Origin of the sequence: Paenarthrobacter sp. NPDC090522, assembly GCF_044769225.1 — a bacterium.
Classification (GTDB): domain Bacteria; phylum Actinomycetota; class Actinomycetes; order Actinomycetales; family Micrococcaceae; genus Arthrobacter.
Window position 1 is genome coordinate 95,807 of record NZ_JBIVXL010000004.1, and the last position, 25,538, is coordinate 121,344.

The 25,538-nt window shown below is 64.1% G+C and carries 20 protein-coding genes; 9 read left to right on the top strand and 11 right to left on the bottom strand.

The window, feature by feature from the left end; all coding sequences use genetic code 11:
* The first annotated feature begins 7 nt into the window (after window positions 1-7).
* The gene (gene mshA / locus ACIQT2_RS06040) at window positions 8-1,252 is read left to right on the top strand and encodes a D-inositol-3-phosphate glycosyltransferase (protein WP_402944552.1); all 1,245 of its coding nucleotides are present in this window, start codon (window positions 8-10) and stop codon (window positions 1,250-1,252) included.
* Window positions 1,253-1,323: 71 nt separating this feature from the next.
* Window positions 1,324-3,012 (top strand): formate--tetrahydrofolate ligase, encoded by a 1,689-nt coding sequence (locus ACIQT2_RS06045; RefSeq protein WP_402944554.1) that lies wholly within the window; start codon window positions 1,324-1,326, stop codon window positions 3,010-3,012.
* A 351-nt stretch (window positions 3,013-3,363) separates the two neighbouring features.
* Here the strand turns inward: ACIQT2_RS06045 and ACIQT2_RS06050 are convergent, their stop codons facing one another.
* From ACIQT2_RS06050 to glmS, 8 genes are all read right to left on the bottom strand, one after another.
* On the bottom strand, window positions 3,364-4,449 hold the full coding sequence (locus ACIQT2_RS06050; protein WP_397325810.1) for an inositol-3-phosphate synthase: 1,086 nt from the start codon (window positions 4,447-4,449) through the stop codon (window positions 3,364-3,366).
* Between the two features lie 169 nt (window positions 4,450-4,618).
* Window positions 4,619-5,656, bottom strand: coding sequence for an L-glyceraldehyde 3-phosphate reductase (gene mgrA / locus ACIQT2_RS06055; RefSeq protein ID WP_402944556.1), 1,038 nt, complete (start codon window positions 5,654-5,656; stop codon window positions 4,619-4,621).
* Between the two features lie 80 nt (window positions 5,657-5,736).
* The gene (gene treZ, locus ACIQT2_RS06060) at window positions 5,737-7,500 is read right to left on the bottom strand and encodes a malto-oligosyltrehalose trehalohydrolase (protein WP_402944981.1); all 1,764 of its coding nucleotides are present in this window, start codon (window positions 7,498-7,500) and stop codon (window positions 5,737-5,739) included.
* A 48-nt stretch (window positions 7,501-7,548) separates the two neighbouring features.
* Window positions 7,549-9,861 carry a malto-oligosyltrehalose synthase gene (treY, locus tag ACIQT2_RS06065; protein WP_402944559.1) on the bottom strand — a complete coding sequence of 771 codons (2,313 nt, stop codon included), beginning with the start codon at window positions 9,859-9,861 and terminating at the stop codon, window positions 7,549-7,551.
* Window positions 9,858-12,170, bottom strand: coding sequence for a glycogen debranching protein GlgX (glgX, locus tag ACIQT2_RS06070; RefSeq protein ID WP_402944561.1), 2,313 nt, complete (start codon window positions 12,168-12,170; stop codon window positions 9,858-9,860). The genes treY and glgX overlap by 4 nt, the downstream gene beginning before the upstream one ends.
* Window positions 12,171-12,239: 69 nt before the next feature.
* Window positions 12,240-13,817, bottom strand: a complete 1,578-nt coding sequence (locus ACIQT2_RS06075; protein ID WP_402944563.1) for an NAD(P)H-hydrate dehydratase — start codon at window positions 13,815-13,817, stop codon at window positions 12,240-12,242.
* A gap of 18 nt (window positions 13,818-13,835) precedes the next feature.
* On the bottom strand, window positions 13,836-14,183 hold the full coding sequence (locus ACIQT2_RS06080) for a holo-ACP synthase (RefSeq protein ID WP_397325815.1): 348 nt from the start codon (window positions 14,181-14,183) through the stop codon (window positions 13,836-13,838).
* 4 nt (window positions 14,184-14,187) lie between these two features.
* A complete protein-coding gene (gene glmS, locus ACIQT2_RS06085; RefSeq protein WP_397325816.1) occupies window positions 14,188-16,071 on the bottom strand; it encodes a glutamine--fructose-6-phosphate transaminase (isomerizing) in 1,884 nt (627 codons plus the stop codon).
* A gap of 138 nt (window positions 16,072-16,209) precedes the next feature.
* On the opposite strand from glmS, the gene coaA reads away from it, so the two are divergent.
* Window positions 16,210-17,181, top strand: a complete 972-nt coding sequence (gene coaA, locus ACIQT2_RS06090) for a type I pantothenate kinase (protein ID WP_397325817.1) — start codon at window positions 16,210-16,212, stop codon at window positions 17,179-17,181.
* A 64-nt stretch (window positions 17,182-17,245) separates the two neighbouring features.
* Window positions 17,246-18,028 (top strand): D-alanyl-D-alanine carboxypeptidase family protein, encoded by a 783-nt coding sequence (locus tag ACIQT2_RS06095; RefSeq protein ID WP_402944984.1) that lies wholly within the window; start codon window positions 17,246-17,248, stop codon window positions 18,026-18,028.
* A gap of 63 nt (window positions 18,029-18,091) precedes the next feature.
* Here ACIQT2_RS06095 and glmM read toward each other — a convergent pair whose 3' ends face one another.
* From glmM to rplM, 3 genes are all read right to left on the bottom strand, one after another.
* On the bottom strand, window positions 18,092-19,456 hold the full coding sequence (gene glmM, locus ACIQT2_RS06100) for a phosphoglucosamine mutase (protein WP_400329195.1): 1,365 nt from the start codon (window positions 19,454-19,456) through the stop codon (window positions 18,092-18,094).
* A 126-nt stretch (window positions 19,457-19,582) separates the two neighbouring features.
* Window positions 19,583-20,089, bottom strand: a complete 507-nt coding sequence (gene rpsI / locus ACIQT2_RS06105; RefSeq protein ID WP_387435019.1) for a 30S ribosomal protein S9 — start codon at window positions 20,087-20,089, stop codon at window positions 19,583-19,585.
* Window positions 20,090-20,127: 38 nt separating this feature from the next.
* Window positions 20,128-20,571, bottom strand: a complete 444-nt coding sequence (gene rplM, locus ACIQT2_RS06110; RefSeq protein WP_347108042.1) for a 50S ribosomal protein L13 — start codon at window positions 20,569-20,571, stop codon at window positions 20,128-20,130.
* Window positions 20,572-20,856: 285 nt separating this feature from the next.
* On the opposite strand from rplM, the gene ACIQT2_RS06115 reads away from it, so the two are divergent.
* The 5 genes from ACIQT2_RS06115 (at window position 20,857) to ACIQT2_RS06135 (ending at window position 25,537) form a co-directional block, all read left to right on the top strand.
* Window positions 20,857-21,501, top strand: a complete 645-nt coding sequence (locus tag ACIQT2_RS06115) for a prepilin peptidase (protein ID WP_402944568.1) — start codon at window positions 20,857-20,859, stop codon at window positions 21,499-21,501.
* A gap of 324 nt (window positions 21,502-21,825) precedes the next feature.
* A complete protein-coding gene (locus ACIQT2_RS06120; RefSeq protein WP_400329189.1) occupies window positions 21,826-22,026 on the top strand; it encodes a Flp family type IVb pilin in 201 nt (66 codons plus the stop codon).
* A gap of 156 nt (window positions 22,027-22,182) precedes the next feature.
* Window positions 22,183-22,911 (top strand): Flp pilus assembly protein CpaB, encoded by a 729-nt coding sequence (gene cpaB, locus ACIQT2_RS06125; protein WP_402944571.1) that lies wholly within the window; start codon window positions 22,183-22,185, stop codon window positions 22,909-22,911.
* Window positions 22,908-24,101, top strand: coding sequence for a CpaE family protein (locus ACIQT2_RS06130; RefSeq protein WP_400329182.1), 1,194 nt, complete (start codon window positions 22,908-22,910; stop codon window positions 24,099-24,101). The genes cpaB and ACIQT2_RS06130 overlap by 4 nt, the downstream gene beginning before the upstream one ends.
* Complete coding sequence (locus ACIQT2_RS06135; RefSeq protein ID WP_402944573.1) at window positions 24,098-25,537, top strand: CpaF family protein; 1,440 nt, start codon at window positions 24,098-24,100, stop codon at window positions 25,535-25,537. The genes ACIQT2_RS06130 and ACIQT2_RS06135 overlap by 4 nt, the downstream gene beginning before the upstream one ends.
* Window position 25,538 lies beyond the last annotated feature (1 nt).

A 25,538-nucleotide genomic window follows, 5' to 3' on the forward strand; every position in this document is an offset into this window, starting at 1 on the left:
GTCAACCGTGACATTGATCCGTCGGGTCGCGTTCCTGTCCTTGCACACCTCCCCCATGGAGCAGCCGGGGGCCGGGGATGCCGGTGGCATGAACGTCTACGTGCGTGCGTTGGCCATGGCCTTGGCAGAAACCGGGGTGGAGGTGGAGATCTTCACCCGTGCCACCAAAGCCGGGCAGCCCGCCGTCGAACATCCCGGACCGAACGTCTGCGTCCACAATGTCATGGCCGGTCCGCGCCGCAAGCTGCCCAAGGAAGAACTGCCCGCGTTGCTGCACCAGATGGTGGAGGAGATCGACCGGATCAGGCAACAACAACCGCACGGCCGCTATGACGCTGTCCATTCGCATTACTGGGTGTCAGGGGTTGCGGGTTTGGAGTTGTCCCAGCTGTGGGGTGTTCCGCTGGTCCACACCATGCACACCATGGCCAAGGTCAAGAACCTGGTGCTGGAATCCGGCGAACGGCCCGAACCCCGGCGCCGGGAAGAGGGCGAGCAGCGGATTGTCGACGGCGCCACCCGGCTCATCGCCAACACGCCCGCAGAGGCGGAGGAGCTGGTTTCGCACTATGGCGCGGACATGGACCGCATCGATGTGGCACCTCCCGGCGTGGACCTGCGCGTCTTCACGCCCTCGTTCCGGCGCAAGTCCCGCAGGGAACGGGAGGTGCGGCCGGACAGCTTCCACCTGGTTTTCGCCGGCCGGATCCAACGCCTCAAGGGGCCACAAGTGTTCGTCAAGGCTGCCGGATTGTTGAGGCAGCGTCGCCCGGACATCGACCTTGAGCTGACCATCCTTGGTTCGCTCAGCGGCGCCAAGGATTTTGACCTGCAGCACTACGTCGAAGGGGCCGGATTGAACGACGTCGTCACACACCGTCCGCCGGTTGTGGCACCGGAACTGGCCGGCTGGTTCCGCTCAGCGGACGTCGTGGTGATGCCTTCCTTCAGTGAATCCTTCGGGCTGGTGGCCTTGGAAGCACAGGCGTGCGGTACCCCGGTGGTAGCCACCAACGTTGGCGGATTGTCCCGTGCCGTCTCCGACGGCCGGACCGGCATCCTGGTGGACGGGCATGATCCCTCCGACTGGGCCGATGCCCTGGAAGACCTGTACGACGATATCCGGACCCGGGAGGACATGGGCCGGGCGGCGGCAACCCACGCCGAGTCCTTCGGTTGGCAACGCACTGCCGCCATCACTTTGGAGAGCTACCGCGAGGCCGTCTCCGGGTTGCTGGTTCCCGGGCGCTGACATCCGTTGGTGAGGGCGTGCCGGCTGGTAGATTGACGCGCACAGCGTAAGCACCGAGTCGAAGGACAACGATGTCTGAAAACAACGTCCTGTCAGATCTGGAGATCGCCAAGCGCGCCCGGATCAGGCCCATCGAGGAAATCGCCGAACAAGCGGGCATCAACCTGGATGCACTGGAGCTCTACGGACCCTACAAGGCCAAGATCAATCCGGCGCTGCTCAACCTCCCTGCCGCGAAGCCAGCCGGAAAGGTAGTCCTCGTCTCGGCCATGTCCCCTACCCCGGCAGGCGAAGGCAAATCCACCACCACTGTGGGCTTGGCGGACTCGCTCGCGCGGGCCGGGCACAAGGTGATGATCGCATTGCGTGAGCCTTCCCTGGGACCCATCCTGGGCATGAAGGGCGGGGCGACGGGAGGCGGCTACTCCCAAGTGCTGCCCATGGACGACATCAACCTGCATTTCACCGGCGACTTCCATGCGATCACCTCAGCCAACAACGCGCTGATGGCGTTGGTGGACAACCACATCTTCCAAGGCAACGAGCTCGGGATCGATCCCCGCCGCATGACCTTCAAACGCGTGCTGGACATGAACGACCGCGCGCTCCGGGACGTCGTCATTGGCCTCGGCGGGCCGGCGCAGGGCGTGCCCCGGCAGGACGGCTTCGACATCACCGTCGCCTCCGAAATCATGGCGGTCTTCTGCCTCGCCACGGACCTGGACGACCTCCGGACAAGGCTGGGCCGGATCACCTTCGGCTATACCTTCGACCGGAAACCCGTCACGGTCGCGGACCTGGGCGTGGAAGGGGCCCTCACCCTGCTGCTGAAGGACGCCATCAAACCGAATCTGGTGCAGACCATCGCGGGGACTCCCGCCCTGGTTCATGGCGGCCCGTTTGCCAACATCGCCCACGGCTGCAATTCGCTGATCGCCACGAGCACCGCCCGGCAGTTGGCGGACATCGTGGTCACGGAGGCAGGCTTCGGCGCGGACCTCGGCGCCGAGAAATACATGGACATCAAGTCCCGGATCGCCGACGTGTCCCCATCCGCCGTCGTGGTGGTGGCTACCATCCGCGCGCTCAAGATGCAGGGCGGCGTACCCAAGGAGGACCTCAAGGTTCCCAACGTCGAAGCCTTGGCCGCCGGCGTCGAGAACCTGAAGCGGCATGTGGGCAATGTGGCCAAATTCGGGATCTCACCCGTGGTGGCCATCAACAAGTTCAGCACCGATACCCCGGAAGAGATCGATTGGCTGCTTGCGTGGTGCGCCGCGGAAGGCGTGCAGGCCGCCGTCGCTGATGTGTGGGGCCGGGGTGGCGGAGGCGACGGCGGGGACGAACTCGCCGCGAAGGTGGCGGCCGCGCTGGAGTCGCCGTCGAATTTCCACCATCTGTACCCGCTGGAGATGTCGGTGGAGGACAAGATCCGGACCATCGTCCAGGAGATCTACGGTGCCGACGGCGTCGAGTTCTCCGTACCCGCGCTGAAGAGGCTTTCGGACATCGAAAAGAACGGGTGGAGCGGGCTGCCGGTCTGCATGGCCAAGACCCAATACTCGTTTACCGACGATGCCTCGCAGCTGGGCGCCCCCAAGGGCTTCCGCGTCCATGTCCGGGAGCTGATTCCCAAGACCGGCGCGGGCTTCATAGTGGCGCTGACCGGAGCCGTCATGACCATGCCGGGACTGCCCAAGGAGCCTGCGGCCATGCGCATGAATGTAGACCCCGACGGCAACCCCCAAGGCCTCTTCTGACCCTCTCTCACCAAACCGCCCCATTTGGCGAACCCTCTCTCACCAAACCGCCCCATTTGGCGAACCCCCTCTCACCAAACCGCCCCATTTGGCGAACCCTCTCTCACCAAACCGCCCCATTTGGCGAACCCTCTCTCACCGTGGTGAGAGAGCGTCAGCTGAGAAGGGGGGATTCGGTGAGAGAGCGTCGTCTGGAAAGGGGTCATTCCGTGAGAGAGCGTCGGCCGGAAAGGGTGACTCGGTGAGAGAGCGTCAGCCGGAAAGGGGGGATTCGGTGAGAGAGGGTTTGCAACGCAACGGCCCTCCCGGAAGCAATCCGGGAGGGCCGTTTCAGTGGGCGGCGAGTGAAGCCTAGCGCTCGATGTCGCCGCGGATGAAGGCTTCAACCTTCTCGCGGGCAATATCATCGTTGAACTGCTCCGGCGGGGACTTCATGAAGTAGCTCGACGCCGAGAGCAGTGGGCCGCCGATGCCGCGGTCCAGGCCGATCTTGGCGGCGCGGATGGCGTCGATGATCACGCCGGCGGAGTTCGGGGAGTCCCAGACCTCCAGCTTGTACTCGAGCGACACGGGAGCGTCGCCGAAGTTGCGGCCCTCGAGGCGGACGAAGGCCCACTTGCGGTCATCAAGCCAGGCAACGTAGTCCGACGGGCCAATGTGGACATCGTCTGCGTGGAGCTCGGCCTCGACGTTGGAGGTCACGGCCTGCGTCTTGGAGATCTTCTTCGATTCCAGGCGATCGCGCTCAAGCATGTTCTTGAAGTCCATGTTGCCGCCAACGTTGAGCTGGTACGTGCGGTCCAGGGTGACGCCGCGGTCTTCGAAGAGCTTGGCCATGACGCGGTGCGTGATGGTTGCACCGATCTGGCTCTTGATGTCGTCGCCAACAATCGGGAGTCCGGCAGCGGTGAACTTGTCGGCCCATTCCTTGGTACCGGCAATGAACACCGGCAGGGCGTTGACAAAGGCCACGCCGGCGTCGATGGCGCACTGGGCGTAGAACTTGGCGGCCTGGTCCGAACCGACGGGCAGGTAGCAAACCATGACATCGGCTTTGGCTTCGCGCAAGGCAGCAACGACGTCGACGGCTTCTTCGGGAGCCTCAACGATCGTCTCGCGGTAGTAGCGGCCCAAGCCGTCCAGGGTGTGGCCGCGCTGGACCTTCACGCCGGTGGCGGGAACGTCGGCGATCTTGATGGTGTTGTTCTCGCTGGCGCCGATGGCGTCCGCGAGGTCCAACCCAACCTTTTTGCTGTCCACATCGAAAGCGGCAACGAACTCAACATCGTTGACGTGGTACGGGCCGAACTCAACGTGCATCAGACCCGGGATCGTGGACTTCGGGTCGGCATCGCGGTAGTACTCGACACCTTGGACCAACGACGCGGCGCAGTTACCTACGCCGACAATGGCAACACGAATCGGATGTGAAGACACGGAACTCCTTTGGAAAAAACCTCAGGTGCCATGCGCTGCTTCGGCTGAGCCCGGAGAGCGGCTGATAGGCACGGCGCCATTCGGCGCATACTTTTGCATTCTAACCAACAGGAGAGGGGCTGCCGTTATTCCCGGCTGGCCCCCCTCCGAATGTGTCAGTTGCTTGAGGCTATTTTTGTGCCCAGCGGTTGATGTCCGATTCCACGGCGAATTCGTCGATCGCGGTGAGCTCCTCGTCCGTGAAGGAAAGGTTGTTGAGGGCGCCCAAGGTGTCTTCGAGCTGGGTGACGCTGGATGCCCCCACCAGCGCAGACGTGACCGGCGAACCCTTGGGCTGGTCGCGGAGGATCCAGGCAATCGCCATCTGCGCCAGGGACTGGCCGCGTCCTTCGGCGATCGCGTTCAGGCCCCGCACCCGGTTCAACCTGTCTTCCGTCAAGGAGGCCTCGGACAGGAAACGCTCCTTGGCCGCCCGGGAGTCAGCCGGGACTCCGTTGAGGTAGCGGTTGGTCAGCATACCCTGGGCGAGCGGCGAGAACGCAATGGAGCCTGCGCCCACCTGGTCCAGGGCTTCGTAGAGGTTGGGTGAGCCATCTTCGGTCCAGCGGTTCAGCATGGAATAGCTGGGCTGGTGGATCAGCAGCGGGGTGCCGAGTTCCTTCAGGATCCGGGCCGCTTCCAGGGTCTGCTCCGGGGTGTAGGAGGAGATGCCGGCGTACAGGGCCTTGCCCGAGCGGACTGCGTAGTCCAGGGCGCCCATGGTTTCTTCCAGCGGCGTTTCGGGGTCAGGGCGGTGGCTGTAGAAGATGTCCACGTATTCCAGGCCCATGCGCTGCAGCGACTGGTCCAGGCTGGAGATGAGGTACTTGCGGGAGCCCCACTCACCGTAGGGGCCGGGCCACATGTAGTAGCCGGCCTTGGTGGAAATGACGAGTTCGTCACGGTAGGGCTTGAAGTCGTCCTTCAGGTGCCGGCCGAAGTTCGTTTCGGCGGATCCGTCCGGTGGGCCGTAGTTGTTGGCGAGGTCGAAGTGGTTGACGCCCAGGTCGAACGCCCGGCGCAGGATGGCGCGCTGTTCGTCGAACCGCTTGTCGTCACCGAAGTTGTGCCAGAGGCCCAGCGAAATGGCGGGGAGCTTCAGGCCACTGCGTCCGACGCGGCGGTAGGGCATGGTTTCGTAGCGGTTTTCCGCAGCCGAATAAGTCATACGTACCATCCTGCCACCGCGCCGGGAGTGGTGACGGCGCCGTCCGCTATGTGGGCGCCGTCACCTCTCTTCGGTACCGCTTAGTTGACGCGAACGACGGCGGCGCTCTCACCGGGGAGGGTGAGCTTGCCTTCGTTCAGGGCTGCTTCGTGGTCGGTGGACAGGAGCAAGGATCCCTCCACCGGGGTTTCCAAGGCCTCTGCGCCAAAGTTGCAGACCACCCGTACCCCACCGCGCGAAAACTGAAGCCAGTGCTCGTCTTCGTCGAACTCCACGGCTGTCTCGGAGAATCCACCGTCCACCAGCTCCGGGTTTTCGCGGCGCAACTGTGCTAAATCCCGGTAGAGCCCCAGCAGCCGTGCATGCCTGCCTTCCCCGGCCTCCTCCCACTTCAGCTTGGAGCGCAGGAAGGTTTCCGGGTCCTGGGGATCGGGAACCACCGCGGGATCCCAGCCCATGCGTTCGAATTCCTTGATCCGCCCTTCCGCCGTGGCCTTCCCCAGGTCTGGCTCCGGGTGGGAGGTGAAGAACTGCCAGGGTGTGGAGGCGGCGAATTCCTCGCCCATGAAGAGCATGGGCGTGAACGGCGAGGTCATGGTGAGGACGGCACCGATGGCCAGCTTCCCGTCGGACAACGTCTCCGTGAGCCGGTCCCCGATGGCCCGGTTCCCGATCTGGTCATGGTTCTGCAGGCAGACCACCAACGCGGACGGGTGCGCCAGGTCATGCCGGATGGGCCGGCCATGATGGCGTCCACGGAAGCTGGAATAGCTTCCGTCGTGCAGGAAGCCGTGCTCAAGGACCTTGGCCAGGACGGCGAGGGAGTCGAAATCCCCGTAGTACCCGGTGGTCTCTCCGCTCAGGTTTACATGGAGCGCGTGGTGGAAGTCATCGCTCCATTGCCCCGCCAGGCCGTAGCCGTTGTCCTTCCGGGGATAGATGAGCCGCGGGTTGTTCAGGTCCGATTCCGCGATCAGCGTCCTCGGGATGCCGGTTTCTGCTTCGATGCGGTCCCCCAAGGCCCCGAAGTCTTCCAGGATGTGCACTGCGCGTTCGTCGCGGAGTGCGTGGACCGCGTCCAAGCGAAGGCCATCAACGTGGTAGTCGCGCAGCCACATGGCTGCGTTCTCCAGGATGTACCGGCGGACCCCATCGGAGTCCTGGCCGTCAAGGTTAACGGAGTCGCCCCACGTGTTCCCCTCTCCGGACTTCAGGTACGGCCCGAACTTGGGGAGGTAGTTGCCGCTCGGGCCGAGGTGGTTGTAGACCACGTCCTGGATCACGCCAAGCCCGGCCTGGTGGGCGGCATCAACAAACCGTTGGTAGGCTGCCGGGCCCCCATAGGCTTCGTGGACCGCGTACCACAGCACGCCGTCGTAGCCCCAATTGTGGACGCCGTTGAAGGCATTCACCGGCAGGAGTTCAATGAAGTCGACGCCCAATTCCACCAGGTAATCCAGTTTCCCGGCAGCAGCTTCCAGCGTCCCCTCGGGAGTGAAGGTACCCAGGTGCATCTCGTAAATGAGGGCACCCTTGAGCCCACGGCCTTTCCACGCCTGGTCCTGCCACTCGTGGACAGTGGCGTCGAACGTCGCCGACAATCCGTGGACGCCGTCGGGCTGCCGCCGGGACCGCGGATCCGGGAACGGACCTTCGCCATCAACTTTGTAGCCGTAACTCGCGCCGTCACCGACCACGATGTCAGCCGGGGCGCGCCACCAACCCCGTGCTCCGGCGTCGTGGTTTTGCTCCATGGGGTACTCGCGGCCATCCGCAAGCAGCGTCACCGAAGCGGCGTTCGGTGCCCAGACATCAAAAAGTCCTTCTCCAGCGTGCTCCAACATCATGCTCCCTGTGTTTGTCAGCGTGCGTTGCCTGTGTTCGTCGGATCGTCAGTCGACGGGGACCAAAAGGGCCACCGGGTACTGCTCCAGGAGGGTGCCGAGCTGCAACGGTCCAGCAGGGTAGGCAGTCCCCGTCAGTTCATCGCGACTGTCCACGGGAATCTCGATAGCCGTATCCCGCCAGCCGCCGTCGCTTGCCAAACGCTTGGGCAGGCGCGTAGCCACGGTCAGGACCCCGCGTCCCTCCGGTCCGCGGTCAAACGCAACCACGTGTCCGGCCGCTTCCCCAGTGGCCTGGACGGGACGGTAGCCGCCAAACAGCTCGGGGTGATCACGGCGCAGGCGAAGAGCGCGGGAAACCACCAACAGCTTGGCCTCTTCTTCGGTGTACTCCGGCTTGGCACCGGAATCGAGTTCGGCCAACGCCGCGATCCGGGCCTCGAAATCCACGGGCCGCCTGTTGTCCGGGTCGGTCAGCGAACCGTCCCGGAACTCGGTGCCTTGGTAGACATCCGGGACGCCGGGCATGGTCAGCTGGATGAGCTTGGCGGACAGCGAGTTGGACGTTCCGTAGGGCTCCAGTTCGGCGACGAAGTTGTCCAGCGCGGCTTCCACTTCGGGATCGTCAAAGACGGAGTCGACGGCGGCAGCCACGTGGCGTTCGAAGTCCAGGTCCGGATCGGTCCAGTTGGTGGAATTGCCCGCCTCACGTGCTGCCTTAAGCGCGTAGGACTGCAGCCGGCTGCGGTCAGCGGGCCATGCCCCGGCAATCGCCTGCCACACCAGCGCGGCCAGCGGACCGTCCGGGATGGTGACCCGCTCCTGCACGGTTCCCAGGAAGAGCTCCCATTCCGGCACCGACTCCGAGATGACGGAGATGCGGGCACGGGCATCCTCGCTGCGCTTGGTGTCGTGGGTGCTGAGCGTGGTCATGGACAACGGAAGCTCGGCCTGGCGACGGGCCATGCGTTCGTGGAACACCTCGGTGGAAATGGCGAATTCCGTGGGGTCGGCGCCCACTTCCGTCAACGTGCCCAAGCGGGTGTACCTGAAGAACGCGGTGTCCTCCACACCCTTGGCCATCACCATGCCCGAGGTCTGCTGGAACCTGCGGGCCAGTTCTCCCGACGTGTCCGTGAGAAGCGGGAGCAGGGCATCGAGGACACCCTTGAGCTCCGGGCGGTGCCGTGCGGCGTGGTGCACCACTTCCTCCAGTACCTCTTGGCTGTACGGCAGGTAGGTCCGGTAGATCGGGAACCAGCAGATGATCTCAGCCAAGGCATCGGCCACTTCAAGGCGGGGCAATGCCGGTGTCTCTGCAACCAGCCGGGACAAGCGAAGGACCTCGGAGCGGAGGATGCCATCGGCGATTCGCCGCTTGGTTCCGTGGATCATGGCCTGATAGTCGGCCGGTTCCGGCTCGGCCCGCAGCCGGGCATCGAGATCGTCCAGGAAGGGCTCAGCCGCTGGGTCCACGAACAGGCGGTCCACGTCGGCGAGCGCGTCGTAGCCGGTGGTGCCCTCGCACTGGAAGGTTTCCGGGAGCTTCTCCCCTGGTTCCAGGATTTTCTCCACCAGCAGGTAGGCGCCGCCCGTTGCCTCACGCAGCCTGGCCAGGTACCCCTCGGGATCGGCGAGGCCGTCCGGGTGGTCAATCCTGAGGCCATCGACCAGGCCCTCGCGGAACCAGCGCACGATCTCCTGATGGGATTCGTCGAAGACCCAGGGAACCTCAACGCGGACGCCCGCCAGACTATTGACCGCGAAGAAACGCCGGTAGTTCAGCTCGGCATCCGCCCGACGCCACCCCACGAGTTCGTAGTGCTGCCGGACGTGCACCTCGCGGGGATCGTCGCCCTCGCTGTAGGTTCCATCCGCCAGCGGGAAGCGGTGATCGTAATAGTGCAGCTCGCCGTCCGCCACGGTCAGCTGGTCAAGATCGTCATCGCTGCCCAGGACCGGGACGCGGATCTTTCCTCCGCCAAAGTCCCAGTCCACGTCGAAAGCTTCGGCGTACTTGGATGAACGCCCTTCTTTAAGGAGGTTCCACCACCAGGCGTTCTGCCGGGGGGTGGCTACACCCATGTGGTTGGGAACAATGTCCGCCAGGACCCCAAGGCCCAGCCCGTGCGCCGCCTTGGACAGAGCCGCCAGGCCCTCTTCGCCTCCGCGGGAAGGATCCACAGAGGACGGATCGGTGACGTCGTAACCGTGGTCCGAGCCTTCTTCGGCGGTCAGGATGGGTGAAAGGTAGACCCAATCCACGCCCAGCCGATGGAGATACTCTGTGAGCCCGGCGGCCTCCTGCAGGGTGAACCCGGGGCGGATCTGGAGCCGGTAGGTGGAGACAGGAGTCTTCACGCCTTCTCCTCCTTGGCTTCTGCGTTGTCGGGAGCAGCGTCGGCGGCCTCATCGCCGGCAGCCTCGGCCCCGGCATCGTCGTCCTTGTACTCCAAGGGCAGCGACGTCACAGCCGGCGCCGTCATGGACGCGGTCTCCGGCGTGCTGGTGTGGGTCAGGGCAGCCAGCGATGCAGCGACGGAGTGGTCCGGCTCGATCTCCGGAGCCGTATGGGCGCGCAACACCACGAGGGACTTACCGGCGACCATCAGGATCTGGTCCGCCTTGACCACGCCCGCATCGGCCCCTTCCCCGCCGGTATCGATCATGACGTCCCACGCCGGGGCGTACTCGTCCGACGGAATGCGGAAGCCCACTTCCTCCTGGTCCGCGTTGAAGTACAGCAGGAAGTTCACGTCGGTGATCCGGCGGCCCTGGTGGTCCCGGCCGCGGATGCCGTCCCCGTTGAGGAACACGCCAACGGAGCGCCCCAAGGCGGTGTCCCAGTCCTCGGGCGTCATGGTGCTGGCGTCGGCGTCGAGCCACACGATGTCCGGGAGACGCTCACCCTCGCCACGGACCGCTGGCCGGCCATCGAAGAAACGGCTGCGGCGCAGGCTGGGGTGCTTGGCGCGAAGCGCGCTCACTGCCGCGGTGAACTCAATCAAAGGCTGATCGACGTTCTCCCAGTTGATCCACGTGATCTCGGAGTCCTGGCAGTACCCATTGTTGTTGCCCTGTTGGGTCCGGCCCAGCTCGTCGCCGTGCAGGAGCATGGGCACGCCTTGGGACAGGAAGAGCGAGGCAATGAAGTTCCGCTGCTGGCGTGCGCGCAGGCCCATGACCGTGGGATCGTCCGTGGGTCCCTCCACGCCGCAGTTCCACGAGCGGTTGTGGGATTCGCCGTCGTTGTTGTCCTCGCCGTTGGCCTCGTTGTGCTTCTCGTTGTAGGACACCAGGTCCGCGAGCGTGAAGCCGTCATGGGCCGTGACGAAGTTGATGGAGGCGACAGGCCGGCGGCCTGAGTGCTCGTAAAGGTCCGCGGATCCCGTGAGGCGGGAGGCGAATTCGCCGAGCGTGGAGGGTTCGCCGCGCCAGAAGTCGCGGACGGTGTCCCGATACTTGCCGTTCCATTCCGTCCACTGAGGCGGGAAGTTGCCCACCTGGTATCCGCCGGGACCGACGTCCCACGGCTCGGCGATGAGCTTTACCTGGGAGACCACCGGGTCCTGCTGGATGAGTTCGAAGAAGCTGGAGAGCTTGTCCACGTCATAGAACTCGCGGGCCAGCGTGGATGCGAGGTCGAAGCGGAAGCCGTCAACGTGCATCTCGGTGACCCAGTACCGGAGGGAGTCCATAAGGAGCTGCAGGGAGTGCGGGCTGCGGACGTTCAGGGAGTTACCCGTTCCGGTGTAGTCCATGTAGTACTTCTGGTCGTCTTCCACCAGGCGGTAGTAGGCCGAGTTGTCGATGCCCTTGAAGGACAGCGTGGGACCCAGGTGGTTGCCTTCCGCGGTGTGGTTGTAGACGACGTCCAGGATCACTTCGATACCGGCGTTGTGAAGGGAGCGAACCATGGCCTTGAAGTCCTGCACCTGCTGGCCGGTATCGCCCTTGGAACTGTAGCTGTTGTGCGGGGCGAAAAAGCCGATGGTGTTGTAGCCCCAGTAGTTGTTCAGGCCCTTGTCCTGCAGGATGCCGTCATTGACGAACTGGTGCACGGGCATGAGCTCGATCGCGGTGATGCCCAGCTTCTGCAAGTGGGAAATCACGGCGGGATGCGCGACGCCGGCATAGGTACCGCGCTGCTCTTCGGGAATCTCGGGGTGCAACTGGGTGAGTCCCTTGACGTGGGCCTCGTAGATCACCGACTTGTGGTACGGAATCCGCAGGAGCTTGTCGCCGTCCCAATCGAAGAACGGATTGATGACCACGCCCAGCATCATGTGCGGCGCGGAGTCTTCATCGTTGCGGGATTCCGGGTCTCCCAGGTTGTAGGCGAAGAGGGACGGGTCCCAGTCGATTTGCCGGTGGATTGCTTTCGCGTACGGGTCCAACAGCAGCTTGTTGGCGTTGAAGCGCTGGCCCGAGTCGGGGTCGTAGGGACCGTGCACGCGATAGCCATATTTCTGTCCGGGCTGTACCTGGGGCAGGTAACAGTGCCAGACGTAGCCGTCCACTTCCTTGAGTTCGACGCGGACTTCCTCACCGTCGTCGTCGAAGAGGCACAGCTCTACCTTTTCTGCCTTTTCGCTGAACAGCGCAAAGTTTGTGCCGGTACCGTCAAAGGTGGCACCGAGCGGATAAGCCGATCCAGGCCAGACTTCCATGCGTTCTCCTCTGGGTGATGCGAACAACTGCTGCAAGCCTACTCATGACCTATGACACGGACAGTAACCTTATGGTCTTGTTCGGTCGCATTCCGCGTACAGCGAACCAAGAACGCGGGGTACCGCGTTCTTGATCGCAGAGGCAGTAAGGGGTCCTCCATCGAATTCCTGTGACGCGGCAGAGCCTGCGCGGCCATGGACGCTTGCCGCCACGGCAGCCACGGCAGCCCATCGATCGTCCCGTTCAAGTCCAAGGGCGGCGTAGGCGCCGTCGTCGTCAGTCAACGCATCCGTGGATTGGGCCGCCAAGGCGCCCAGGATGCCCGCCAGCACGTCACCACTCCCCGCGGTTGCCATCCACGGCGTGCCTTCGGACTGGCTGAAGACAACGCCCGACGGCGACGCCACCAGTGTGGTGGCACCCTTCAGGAGCACTGTGGCCCCGGTGAGTTCGGCCGCCTGGCGGACAAAGTGCAGTGGACGTGCTTCCACGTCGTCACGGGTGACAGCCACGTCGCCGGTGGCAGGCAACGCGGCCAGGAGCGTGGCCAGTTCGCCGGCGTGAGGGGTCAGGATCCAGTTTGCAGGGCACTTCTGCGGCAGCAGGGACAAGGCGCCGGCATCGACGATCATCGGCGTTCCAGCCCCAAGCGCCGCCGTCATCGCGTTCTTGACGCGGTCTCGCTGCTCGTCGCCGTCAACGCCCGGCCCTACGAGCCAGGCCTGGACCCGCCCTGGTTCCCCGGCTTCCCATAACGCTTCAGGAGTAACGGAGAGGACCTGCCGGGCCGCGGCTTCGGGTCCCAGGTACCTGACCATGCCCACCCCTGACAGGGCTGCAGCGTGGACGCACAACGCGGCGGCCCCGACGTACCGGGATGAACCCGCCACCACGCCCAGGACGCCGCGCGTGTACTTCTGCGAACGCCGCTCCGGTTTGGGAAGCACGCGTGCAAGATCGGATGACGCCAGGCGGCGCACTTCGGGAGGGAGCAACCAAAACGGAGCCTCGATGCCGATCTCCACAACAACTACCCGTCCCGCGCAACCTTCGCCGGGATCGACCACGAGCCCCGCCTTGGTACCCCCGAAAGTGACGGTGATGTCGGCCTCCAGGACCGGCCAGTGGACCTCGCCCGTGTTGGCGTCCAGCCCACTGGGGACATCGCAGGCTACAACGCAAGTGGGACCAAGTTCCTGGATCAGGGATACCAACTCGGCTGCGGCTCCACGCAAGCCACCCCGGGCACCTGTTCCCAGGAGGGCGTCGATCAGCACGTCGGCACCTGCGCAGAAAACCGCAAGCTCCTCGGCGTTGCCGGCGTCCAGCCTGAGCACCCGGCCGCCTGCCGCCACAAAGGAGGCCAAGCCCTCGGCGTGGGCACCGTCCGAGGCGAGTACCGCCGTCGTACGCATTCCCCGCCCCGCCAGCATGGCCGCGGCGAAGAGGCCGTCACCGCCGTTGTTGCCCTTGCCCACCAGGACGGCGACGCCGGCTCCTGCCAGCCTGCGGCGTTTGCTTATCTCCCGGACAACTTCCTGCGCCAGCCCGTGAGCGGCCCGTTGCATGAGAACAGCGCCTCCACCGGAGTCCAGGAACGGTTTTTCCGCATCCCTGATCTGTTGTCCGGTGAAGGCGCTGATCATTATTCTTTTGTGCCCGCTCTAGCCCTCGGCAAGGACAGTCGCCGTAGCGATGCCCCCGTCGTGGCTGATGGACAAGTGCCAGCGCTTGACGCCCTTGCTCTCGGCGACCGCCAGGACCGTGCCTTTGACCTGCACGGTGGGACCGTTCTCGTCCAGGCCGATCCAGCAGTCCTGCCAGTTCATGCCGGCAGGGGCCCCCAGAACCTTGGCCACGGCTTCCTTCGCCGCGAAACGGGCAGCCAGGGAACGGGTGTTGAGTTCCCGTTCAGCAGGAACGAACAAGCGTTCCTTCAGGCCAGGGGTCCGTTCCAGCTGCCGCCCGAACCGCTCGATGTCTACGACGTCTACGCCAATGCCAACAATCATGCGGTTATTCTACGGTCACGCTCTTGGCGAGGTTACGCGGCTGGTCCACGTCGTAGCCCTTGGCACCGGCCAGTTCTGCGGCAAAGATCTGCAGCGGAACCGTGGTGAGCAGCGGCATGAGGAGCGTGGGGGTCTCGGGAACGTAGAACACGTGCTCTGCGTAGTCCTTGACCGACTCGTCGCCTTCCTCGGCAATCACCAGGGTGCGGGCACCACGTGCGCGGACTTCCTGGATGTTGCTGACTACCTTGGAGTGCAGGGAGTCACGGCCGCGCGGTGACGGAACCACCACGAATACCGGCTGGCCGTCGTCGATCAAGGCGATCGGGCCGTGCTTGAGTTCGCCGGCGGCGAAGCCCTCAGCGTGGATGTACGCGATCTCCTTGAGCTTCAAGGCACCCTCGAGTGCCACCGGGAAGCCAACGTGGCGGCCCAGGAACAGCACGGACTTCTCGTCCTTCATGCTGCGCGCGAGTTCCCGCAACGGACCGGCAGTGTCCAGGATCTGCTGGATCTTGGCAGGAATCTTGCCGAGGTCCGCCAGGACATCCTTGATCTGGCCGCTGAAGATGTTGCCGCGCAGCTGTGCCAGGTACAGGCCCAACAGGTAGGCAGCGGTGATCTGCGCAAGGAACGCCTTGGTGGAGGCAACGGCGATTTCCGGACCGGCGTGGGTGTACAGCACAGCGTCGGATTCACGCGGAATGGTGGAGCCGTTGGTGTTGCAGATGGAGATGGTCTTGGCGCCCTGCTCACGTGCGTAGCGGACGGCCATGAGGGTATCCATGGTTTCGCCGGACTGGCTGATGGAAACCACCAGCGTGTTGGCGTCCACGATCGGATCGCGGTAGCGGAACTCGTGGGCGAGCTCCACCTCGGTGGGGATGCGGCACCAGTTCTCAATGGCGTACTTGGCTACGAGGCCGGCGTAGGCTGCGGTACCGCAGGCCAGGACGATGATCTTGTTGACCTGCTTGAGCAGTTCCGGATCGATACGGAGCTCATCCAGGGTCAGCTTGCCGTCGAGGTCCGAGCGGCCCAGGAGCGTCTGGCCGACAGCGTCGGGCTGGTCGTGGATTTCCTTCTCCATGAAGGAGCTGAAACCGCCCTTTTCGGCGGAAGCGGGATCCCAGTCGACGTGGTATTCCTTGCCCTCTGCGGGAGCGCCGAAGAAGTCGGTGATCTCCACGGAGTCGGCGGTGATGGTCACGATCTGGTCCTGGCCCAGCTCGACCGCACGGCGGGTGTAGTCGATGAAGCCGGAGACGTCGGAGCCCAGGAAGTTCTCGCCCTCGCCAAGACCCACAACCAGTGGGGAGTTGCGGCGGGCAGCGACAACCACGTCAGGCTGGTCGGCGTGGACGGCCAGGAGCGTGAAGGCTCCTTCGAGGCGCTGGCAGGCCAGGCGCATCGCCTGGGTGAGGTTGCCGGCGTCGCCGTTGAGCTCGTTGCGGAAGATGTCACCCAGAAGGGCGGCCGCAACCTCGGTGTCGGTTTCGGACAAGAAGGTGACGCCCTTGGCCAGCAGTTCCTGCTTAAGCTCTGCGAAGTTTTCGATGATCCCGTTGTGGATCAAGGCGAGGCGCCCGCCGTCGGAAAGGTGCGGGTGGGCGTTGCCATCGGTGGGTCCACCATGCGTGGCCCAACGGGTGTGGCCAATGCCGGTCAGGGATTCCGGGACCGGGTTTGCTTCAAGTTCGCTGACCAGATTGCTCAGCTTTCCGGACTTCTTCCGGGACGAGATGGTCCCGTCAGCCACTACTGCGACGCCGGCGGAGTCGTAGCCGCGGTACTCAAGACGACGCAGCCCCTCCACAACGACGTCAAGGGCGCTGTGACCAGCTGCCTTACGAGACGAATTGCCAACATAGCCTACGATTCCACACATGGGTCCAAGCCTACCGGCTCAGTCAAACAACTGACGTGGGACATCCCCCCTCCTTTCCCGCCGGCGGGGCGTGCATCACTGACAATTCACTGTGCCGTCGTCGCGCATTTCCTGTTCCGCCGCGTGAAGGGCAGAATCGTGAGCGTGACTTTGCAACGCACCGAAGCAAACGGCGACGGCGCTTCTCCCTTTGTTGAGCTCGATCGACACACCTGGTCCCGGCTTGCGGCCCAGATGGAGCAGCCCCTTAACGAAGAGGACATTTTCCGCCTCCGCGGCCTCGGCGATCCCCTGGACATGAAGGAAGTCCGGGAGGTCTATCTCCCGCTTTCACGCCTCCTGCACCTCTACGTCGAGGCCTCGCACCAGCTCCACGCCGCTACCACCACGTTCCTCGGCGAACAGACGCAACGTACCCCTTTTGTCATCGGGGTGGCAGGATCCGTGGCCGTAGGCAAATCCACCATCGCCCGCGTGCTCCGCGAAATGCTGCGCCGCTGGCCCGGCACGCCCAATGTGGAGCTCATTACGACCGACGGATTCCTCTATCCCCTGGCTGAGCTCAAACGCCGGCACCTCCTGGAACGCAAGGGTTTTCCGGAGTCCTACGACCGCCGCGCGCTGTTGCGTTTTGTGTCGGAGGTCAAGGGTGGAGCGGAGGAAGTCCGGGCGCCGTGGTACTCGCACGTGACCTATGACATCGTGCCGGGACGGGAGGTAGTGGTGCGCCGCCCTGACGTGCTGATCGTGGAAGGCCTCAATGTCCTGGCCCCTGCCAGGCCCCGCATCGATGGCAAGCAGGGGCTGGCCCTGAGCGACTTCTTCGACTTCTCCATCTATGTGGACGCCAAGACCTCCTACATTGAAGAGTGGTACGTGGACCGGTTCCGCAAGCTGCGTTCCACGGCCTTCGCCCAGCCGGAATCCTACTTCCACCGCTACGCCACCCTCTCCGACGACGACGCCGAATCCACGGCCCGCGGCATCTGGAAGCGCATCAACGAGCCCAACCTCGAGGAGAACGTGTTGCCCACCCGGGGACGCGCACAATTGGTCCTGACCAAAGATGCGGATCACTCCATCAGGCGCATGCTCCTGCGGAAGGTCTGATCCGTTGACTCATCCCGAGCCCAGCCGACGTGCTTTCGCAGGCCTGCTCACCGCAGGGGCCGGCATGCTTGCCTTGGCTGCCTGCACCCCGGACAGCACGGCCCCCTCCCCTGCCGCTGCGGACGCTCCCACGGCTTCGCCCAGCGCCACACCCACTGCCACCCCCAGCGTGACCCCGGCGGCGGCCGCCACCAGCACCCCACCCAGCCCGTCGCCGTCGCCGTCGAGCGCGGCAACCACGCAGTTCTCCCTCACCGACCCCACCAGCCCGTGGGTGGTGGTCAACAAGCACAGGCCGCTCAACCCGCAGAACTATGTGCCGGCCGACCTGGTGCAGCCGAAGATCCGCCTCGCCGTCAGCGGCGAAGCCACCCTTCTGAACAGCACGACGGCGGCTGCCGCGGAAAAGATGTTCGGCGCAGCTGCAGCCGAAGGCGTCATCATGACGCTGGCTTCTGGCTACCGCTCCTACTCGACGCAGATCACCACGTACAACGGATACGTCACCAGCAGCGGACAGGCAGCCGCGGACCGGGCCTCCGCCCGCCCGGGCTACTCGGAGCACCAAACCGGTTGGTCCTTCGACATCGCTGACGGTGGCGGCGCATGCAGCTTCCAACCGTGCTTCGCTGACCAGCCCGCAGCCGTCTGGGCAAAAGCCAACGCCCATAAGTACGGCTTCGTGGTCCGCTACCCGTGGATGTTCCATGAGATCACCGGCTACTACTACGAGTCATGGCACCTGCGGTACATCGGCGTCGAGGCAGCCACGGCCATGGCAAGCAAAGGCATTGCCACTCTCGAAGAGTACTTCGGCCTGGAGGCTGCACCGGATTACCTGGCCTAGCCTGCAAGCGAAAGGCGGCCCGCTCCAAACCGGAGCGGGCCGCCTTTTGCTGAGTACGGTGTCCTAGACAGCGACGTCGCTGGTGACGCTCAGGCGTTCCTTCACGACGGCAGCGAGGCTCTTACAGATACGCTCAGCGGTTTCCATGTCGGCGGCCTCCACCATGACGCGCACCAAAGCCTCCGTGCCGGACGGGCGCAACAGGACGCGGCCGGTCTCGCCGAGTTCCTCTTCCGCGGCAACCACGGCAGCAGCTACGCCTTCGTCGGTGGCTGCGCGGGCCTTGTCCACTCCCTTGACGTTGATCATGAGCTGCGGGAGCTTGGTCATCGCGGTGGCCAGGTCCTTCAAACTGCGGCCCGTGAGGGCTACCTGGGCTGCGAGCTGCAGGCCGGTGAGTACGCCGTCGCCCGTTGTGGCGTAATCGGAGAAGATCACGTGTCCGGACTGTTCGCCACCAAGGTTGTAGCCGCCGTCGCGCATTTCTTCCAGCACGTAACGGTCGCCAACGGCGGTTTCACGGATGGTGATTCCGGCATCGCGGAGCGCGAGCTTGAGCCCGAGGTTGCTCATGACCGTTGCCACCAGGACGTTGTCCTTGAGCTTGCCCGCCTTGTCCAAGGCCAGCGCCAGGATCGCCATGATCTGGTCGCCGTCCACTTCGTTGCCTTCGTGGTCCACGGCAAGGCAGCGGTCAGCGTCGCCGTCGTGGGCGATCCCGAGGTCCGCGCCGTATTCCACCACGGCTTCCTTCAACGGGCCGAGGTGCGTGGAGCCAACGCCGTCGTTGATGTTGAGGCCGTCCGGTTCGGCGCCGATCACCACAACGTCGGCGCCGGCGTCCTTGAAGACCTGGGGAGAGCAACCGCTCGCTGCCCCGTGGGCGCAGTCCAGGACAACCTTCAGGCCGTCGAGTCGCTTGGGGATGGTACCGAGCAGATGGACAATGTAGCGGTCCTCGGCATCCGAGAAGCGCTGGATGCGTCCCACGTCCCCGCCCACCGGGCGCTGCGGCTCCTTGCCGAGCTGCGCTTCAATGGCGTCCTCGACGTCGTCCGGCAGCTTCTGGCCGCCGCGGGCGAAGAACTTAATGCCGTTGTCCGGGGCCGGGTTATGGGAGGCCGAGAGCATGACGCCGAAATCGGCGTCGAGGTCGGCTACCAGGTACGCCGCAGCCGGGGTGGGCAGAACACCGGCGTCGAAGACGTCCACACCGGAGCTGGACAGCCCGGCTTCAACGGCGGCGGCGAGGAATTCGCCGCTGGCCCTCGGGTCCCGAGCTACCACGGCACGGGGCCGCTTGCCGTCTGTTGTGCGGTCATGGCCGAGTACGACGGCGGCGGCCTGGGCGAGCTGCATAGCCAGCTCGGCGGTGAGCAATCCGTTCGCGAGACCGCGCACGCCATCTGTTCCAAATAATCTAGACATCGGCTCAAGTTTAGACGACGACGGCACAGCGACCGGCCACGGCACGTTCCGGAGCGTCACAACCGATGGATTAAACGCCGAAAGCCCGCCCCACCGGAGTGGGACGGGCTTCCTGCGAAGCGCGGTTTAGCGCTTGGAGTACTGCTGAGCCTTACGTGCCTTCTTGAGACCGGCCTTCTTACGCTCGATGACGCGGGCGTCACGAGTAAGGAAGCCAGCCTTCTTGAGGGTGGGGCGGTTGTTCTCGACGTCGATCTCGTTCAGCGAACGAGCGATGCCGAGACGCAGTGCGCCAGCCTGGCCGGAGGGGCCACCGCCGTGGATACGGGCGATGACGTCGTAGGCGCCTTCGAGGTCAAGAACGCGGAAGGGTTCGTTGACATCCTGCTGGTGCAGCTTGTTCGGGAAGTAGTTGGCCAGCTCGCGGCCGTTGATGATCCACTTGCCGGAGCCCGGTACAACGCGAACGCGTGCAACGGCTTCCTTACGGCGGCCAACAGCTGCGCCGGCAACGGTCAGTGCCGGGCGCTCCTTCTTGGGCGCGTCCTCGGCGGGTGCGCTTTCAGAGGTGTAGCTGGTGAGGTTTTCCTCGGCCTCGACGGCCTCGGCGGTCAGTTCTTCGTTCTGAGCCACGGTTCTCCTTGGAATAAAAAGTTAGTTGGTGGCCAGGACTACTGGGCGACCTGGGTGATTTCGAAAGTCTTCGGCTGCTGTGCAGCGTGCGGGTGCTCGGAGCCTGCGTAGACCTTGAGCTTGCCCAGCTGCTGAGCGGCGAGGGAGTTCTTGGGGAGCATGCCCTTGATGGCCTTCTCAACAGCGCGAACCGGGTTCTTCTCCAGCAGTTCGGCGTAGTTGACGGAGGTCAGGCCGCCCGGGTAACCGGAGTGGCGGTATGCGCGCTTCTGCTCCAGCTTGGCACCGGTAAGGGCGACCTTTTCAGCGTTGATGATGATGACGAAGTCGCCCATGTCCATGTGGGATGCATAGGTCGGCTTGTGCTTTCCGCGCAGCAGTGTTGCGGTCTGGCTGGCAAGACGACCAAGGACAACATCGGTGGCGTCAATGACGTGCCACTGGCGGTTGATATCGCCGGGCTTCGGGGTGTACGTACGCACGGTTTGGCCTCGTTCTTGTTCTGGCGTTCATGTTTCAGGGCACGCAATAAGACGTGCACCTACTATGTATGCGCTACCGGAGCAGAGGTGAGGGCTCTATAGACCAGTCATCCAGGAGTCTCGATATGCCACCTGAGTTACTGACCCTGCAACTGGATCCCCTGGTGGGCATGTGTCATCGAGATAGGACACGCACAACGACTATAAACAATACCTTCAACGGTATGTCCGGGTCAAAATGGGGTGACCGCACCTGGGGGCGACTGTGTTAATGGAGGAGAGCACATGACCGACGGACTTGCCCTGGCACTCCTGCTTGCCCTGGCCGGCCTGGTCCTGAGCCCGCTCTGCGAGCTGCTGATTACCCGCGCACTGCCACGGCTTGGCGGACTCCCCTCCGTAAGGGTACGGATCACGACGGCGGCCGTCACCGCACTGCTGTTCGGCTTGCTTGCGTGGCGTTTTGGCTTTTCTTTCGAACTCCCGGCTTATCTTCTTTTGGCGCTTTTGGGCGTGCAGCTTTCACGCATTGATTTCACCCTCCACTTGCTCCCCAACCGGCTCGTTTTGGCCCTTCTTGGCGGCGGCTTGCTGCTCCTTGGGGTGTCTTCATTGGTGGACCCCGGATGGCCTGAGCTCCTCCGGGCCCTCGCAGGAGGGGCGATCCTGTTCGCCGGCTACCTCATTTTGGGAATTATTTCGCCGAGAAGCCTCGGAATGGGCGATGTGAAGCTCGCTGCACCGCTGGGAATGTACTTGGGCTACTTGGGTTGGCCGCAGGTACTCTACGGCGGACTCCTGGGATTCGTGGTGGGCGGGGTGCTCACGGTGCTGATGTTACGGCTGAGATCCGCGGAAAAACCTGCTGAAACGGCTCATGGGCCAGCCATGGTGGCTGCGGCACTGGGCGTTGTCCTCTTCATGCACTGACCTCCTGAGTACCGTCCCCGGACCTGGCGACGACGCCCCCAAACTCATAAGGGGCCTTAATTTTCCAAGTAGTCACTCGCTGCTTTGGCGCCGAAAACTGAGTACCCGCCTCCACGGCATCGAGTACCTGGCAGCCGACCCTGGAAAAAAATTCGAGTACGCCTACGCATTGTTGAATCCATCCCAAACCAGCAATTCTTGTCATATCGAAATCCGAACCGCTAAAGGCAAAACGGGGGTAGTTTGGAATTCGAAGCAAATTCCGATAATTTGCTGGACCTATGTAACACAATTTCACATAAAAAATTCTGGGAAGGATTTACCATGAACTCGCTTATGGTCAACATGATTGCTTTCGTCGCCGGCATCAAGGAACGCTTCACCTCCGAGAAGGGCGCCACCGCCGTTGAGTACGGCATCATGGTCGCACTCATCGCGGTGGTCATCATCGGTGCCGTCACAGCCATCGGTACCAACCTCGACCTGAGCTTCGACAAGATCGCCGACCAGGTCAAGCCGAAGTAGATCAAACAACCGAAGACTCTGGCTACCGCCACTACTCTGCCGGCTGTCCGCCCATCCAGGACAGCCGGCAGCGTCGTTTACGGAGCACATCAAGGGGTCTGGGCCCCGGGTGAACCTCCGCGGTGTTGAGGTGTACCAAAAGGTGAGGAAGCAATCATGAAAATGCGCTTATTAGGGGGTATCGCCGCGCTGGTCCTGGCTGTCATCGGGACCGTGCTGCTGGTGAACTATGTCTCCAACGCGGACCGCAGGGCGCAATCGTCCCTGGATCCCGTCGACGTCGTTGTCGTCGAAAAGCCGGTCCCGGCCGGCACCAGTGTCCAGGAACTCAGTTCCTACGTTCAAATCCGGTCCGTCCCCAGCACCGCGAAGGCTGACGGGGCCTTGACCGCTCTCGATAAGACCAGCGGGCAGGTCACGTCCGTGGCACTGGAACCTGGCGAGCAGCTGCTCGGCAGCCGGCTTATCAACCCTGCCGAGCGGATCATGCCCGGCGCCGTTCCCGTGCCCGACGGCATGCAGGAAGTAACCGTGCTGTTGCCGCCGGAGAGCGTCGTCGGTGGCACCATCCGCGCCGGTGACCTGGTCGGGTTGTTCGTCACTCAAACGGACCCGAACAATGCCCAGGTCGCCAGCACCCAGTTGGTCTTCGACAAGGTCCTGGTCACCGCCATCCAGCAGGCCCCGGCCAGCACAGGGACCGCGCAGGAAGGCACCTCAGCCGTACCCAGCGGTGCCTCGTTCGTCACCCTGGCACGGAATTCCACCGACGCGGCCAAGGTGATCCTGAGCGCCCGGGTCGGAAACATTTGGCTGACCAAGCAGTCGGCCACGACGCCGGAGAGCCCCAAGACGCCGGTCAGCACCTCCGGGATCTTCCAATGAGCCGGTTCCTAGCCCTCACGGATGCCACCGGGTTTGAACAACGCCTGGCCCTGTCCCTGACCGCCGGCCACGAACTGCAGGTCCTTCCCGGGATGGCAGCCCACCAAGCTCCCGCCGACGTTTTGAGTCGGAACGTCGGCGGGCCCATCGACGTCGTGGTCATCGGCCCGGACATCAACGCCGAGCATTGGTTCGCCCTGGCCTCAACCGTCGACGTGGACCACCCGGAGATCGTTGTCGTTCTCGCAGCAGCACCTGGCAACGATGTAACGTTGGCCGCGCTCCGCTCGGGCATCCGCGACATCATCGACCCGGAGCTTGATGCGCACGACCTCGCCCAGGCCCTGGAACGGGCGGCCCGGACTGCGGCTGGCCGCAGGCAAGCTGCGCAGCCCCTGGCCCAGGAGGCCACTCCGCGCGGCCGGGTGGTCTCGGTCATGTCACCCAAGGGCGGGGTCGGAAAGACCACGGTGTCCACGAATCTCGCCGTCGGACTGGCCCGTACCGCCCCGATGGGCGCCGTGATCGTCGATCTGGATCTGCAGTTCGGCGATGTCGCCTCCGGCCTGGGACTGGCACCGGCCCACACCATCACCGATGCTGTACAAGGATCCGCGGCCACGGACGCCATGGTGCTCAAGGCCTTCCTGGCCCCGCACCCCAGCGGACTATACGCCCTGTGCGCGCCACTGCGACCGGCTGAGGCCGACCTCATCCAACCGGCCCACGTGGCTGCGCTGGTTCATCAGCTCTCCCTCGAATTCCCGTACGTGGTCCTGGACACCTCGCCGGGCCTGGGGGACGTGGTGCTGGCCGTCCTGGAAATGGCAACCGATGCCGTTTGGGTGTGCGGGATGGACATCCCCTCCATCCGAGGCCTCAATCACGGACTTGAGGTCCTGCGCCAACTGGACCTATTGCCGCCATCGAGCACGGTGGTGCTGAACTTCGCGGACAAACGCAGCGGCCTCACCGTCAAGGACGTCGAGGCTACCGTAGGGCTGCCCGTGGAAGTGGTGCTGCCGCATTCCCGCGCCGTGCCGTTCTCCACCAACGCCGGCGTGCCGATGCTCCAAGCCGGCCGCCGCGACCCCGTCGCCAAGGGCCTCGGATCGCTCGTGGCCAAACTCGCCGCCGGAACAACTGCTCCCACGGCACGGTCTTCACGCCGAAGGGTGGCCGTCTCATGAGCCTCATCGCACGTCTGGAAGCTGCCACCGCCTCAACGGCATCGGAAACGATCGGAACCCAGCCTCAGCCAGCACCGCTCTCGACAGCGTCAGGTATTTCTGCCGAACCGGGACTCCTGGAACAACTGGCACGGGCGTCGGTCAAACCATCAACGGACGCCTTGGCCGGTATCAAGAAACGCGCTGCGGACGAGTTGACCAGCCGCCTGGGCAGCCGCATCACCGACTCAGGGCTCGATGAAGGGGATGTCCGGCGTATGGTCCGTGAAGCCTTGAGCGAATTCATCGACGACGAACAGGTACCCCTGACACCGGAGGAACGGCGCCGCCTGATCCGCGAAATCGTCGACGAAGTCCTGGGACTGGGCCCGTTGCAGAAACTCCTCGACGATCCCCTGGTCACCGAAATCATGGTCAACGGCGCCCAGAGCATTTACGTCGAACGCGCCGGCAGGCTGCACCCGACCGGAACGACGTTCAGCTCTGACGCCCACCTGCGTCGGGTCATCGAACGGATCGTCTCCCGGATCGGGCGGAGGATCGACGAGTCCTCGCCCTTGGTCGATGCCCGGTTGGAGGACGGCTCCCGCGTCAACGCCGTCATCCCACCTTTGGCGGTGGATGGGCCCTCGCTGACTATCCGGAAATTCTCCGCTGTTCCGCTGACCGTGGAGGACCTGATCAAGTTTGACTCGATCTCCCCGGCCATGGCCCAGGTTCTGGACGCGTGCGTCAAAGCCCGCCTCAACATCATCGTCTCCGGCGGAACCGGCACCGGAAAGACCACGCTGCTGAACGTGCTCTCCTCCTTCATCCCCGAAGAGGAACGCATCGTCACCATTGAAGACGCCGTGGAACTGCAACTCCAGCAAGACCACGTCGTCCGGTTGGAAAGCCGCCCGGCGAACATTGAGGGCCGCGGAGCGATCACCATCCGGGACCTAGTGAGGAACTCCCTGCGCATGCGACCAGACCGGATCGTCGTCGGCGAAGTCCGCAGCGGGGAGGCCCTGGACATGCTGCAGGCCATGAATACCGGCCACGACGGGTCCATTTCCACGGTGCACTCCAACTCCCCCAGGGACGCGATCGCCCGCATGGAAACGCTCGTGCTGATGGCCGGCATGGAACTGCCCCTGCGGGCCATCCGGGAACAGATCGCCTCGGCCGTGCACCTGATCGTGCAGTTGAGCAGGCTCAGGGACGGCGCCCGCCGTGTCACGCACATCACCGAGGTCCTCGGGATGGAAGGGGAGGTCGTCACGTTGCAGGACGCGTTCTCGTTCGATTTCGCCGCTGGCGTGAACGCGGAGGGACGGTTCATCGGCAAGACCGTCGCCACCGGAGTCCGCCCACGGTTCGTGGAGAAACTGGCCGGCATGGGGATCTACCTGCCCGCCGAAGCGTTCACGCCGCAACGACAGATGGGGCGGTGAT

Bases quoted from the DNA above. Each gene is read 5' to 3' on its own strand.
- ACIQT2_RS06045 (WP_402944554.1), top strand. From the start codon at position 1,324: ATGTCTGAAAACAACGTCCTGTCAGATCTGGAGATCGCCAAGCGCGCC.
- mgrA (WP_402944556.1), bottom strand. From the start codon at position 5,656: ATGACTTATTCGGCTGCGGAAAACCGCTACGAAACCATGCCCTACCGC.
- treZ (WP_402944981.1), bottom strand. From the start codon at position 7,500: ATGTTGGAGCACGCTGGAGAAGGACTTTTTGATGTCTGGGCACCGAAC.
- glgX (WP_402944561.1), bottom strand. From the start codon at position 12,170: ATGGAAGTCTGGCCTGGATCGGCTTATCCGCTCGGTGCCACCTTTGAC.
- ACIQT2_RS06075 (WP_402944563.1), bottom strand. From the start codon at position 13,817: ATGATCAGCGCCTTCACCGGACAACAGATCAGGGATGCGGAAAAACCG.
- ACIQT2_RS06080 (WP_397325815.1), bottom strand. From the start codon at position 14,183: ATGATTGTTGGCATTGGCGTAGACGTCGTAGACATCGAGCGGTTCGGG.
- glmS (WP_397325816.1), bottom strand. From the start codon at position 16,071: ATGTGTGGAATCGTAGGCTATGTTGGCAATTCGTCTCGTAAGGCAGCT.
- ACIQT2_RS06095 (WP_402944984.1), top strand. From the start codon at position 17,246: ATGCTTGCCTTGGCTGCCTGCACCCCGGACAGCACGGCCCCCTCCCCT.
- glmM (WP_400329195.1), bottom strand. From the start codon at position 19,456: ATGTCTAGATTATTTGGAACAGATGGCGTGCGCGGTCTCGCGAACGGA.
- ACIQT2_RS06115 (WP_402944568.1), top strand. From the start codon at position 20,857: ATGACCGACGGACTTGCCCTGGCACTCCTGCTTGCCCTGGCCGGCCTG.
- ACIQT2_RS06120 (WP_400329189.1), top strand. From the start codon at position 21,826: ATGAACTCGCTTATGGTCAACATGATTGCTTTCGTCGCCGGCATCAAG.
- cpaB (WP_402944571.1), top strand. From the start codon at position 22,183: ATGAAAATGCGCTTATTAGGGGGTATCGCCGCGCTGGTCCTGGCTGTC.
- ACIQT2_RS06130 (WP_400329182.1), top strand. From the start codon at position 22,908: ATGAGCCGGTTCCTAGCCCTCACGGATGCCACCGGGTTTGAACAACGC.
- ACIQT2_RS06135 (WP_402944573.1), top strand. From the start codon at position 24,098: ATGAGCCTCATCGCACGTCTGGAAGCTGCCACCGCCTCAACGGCATCG.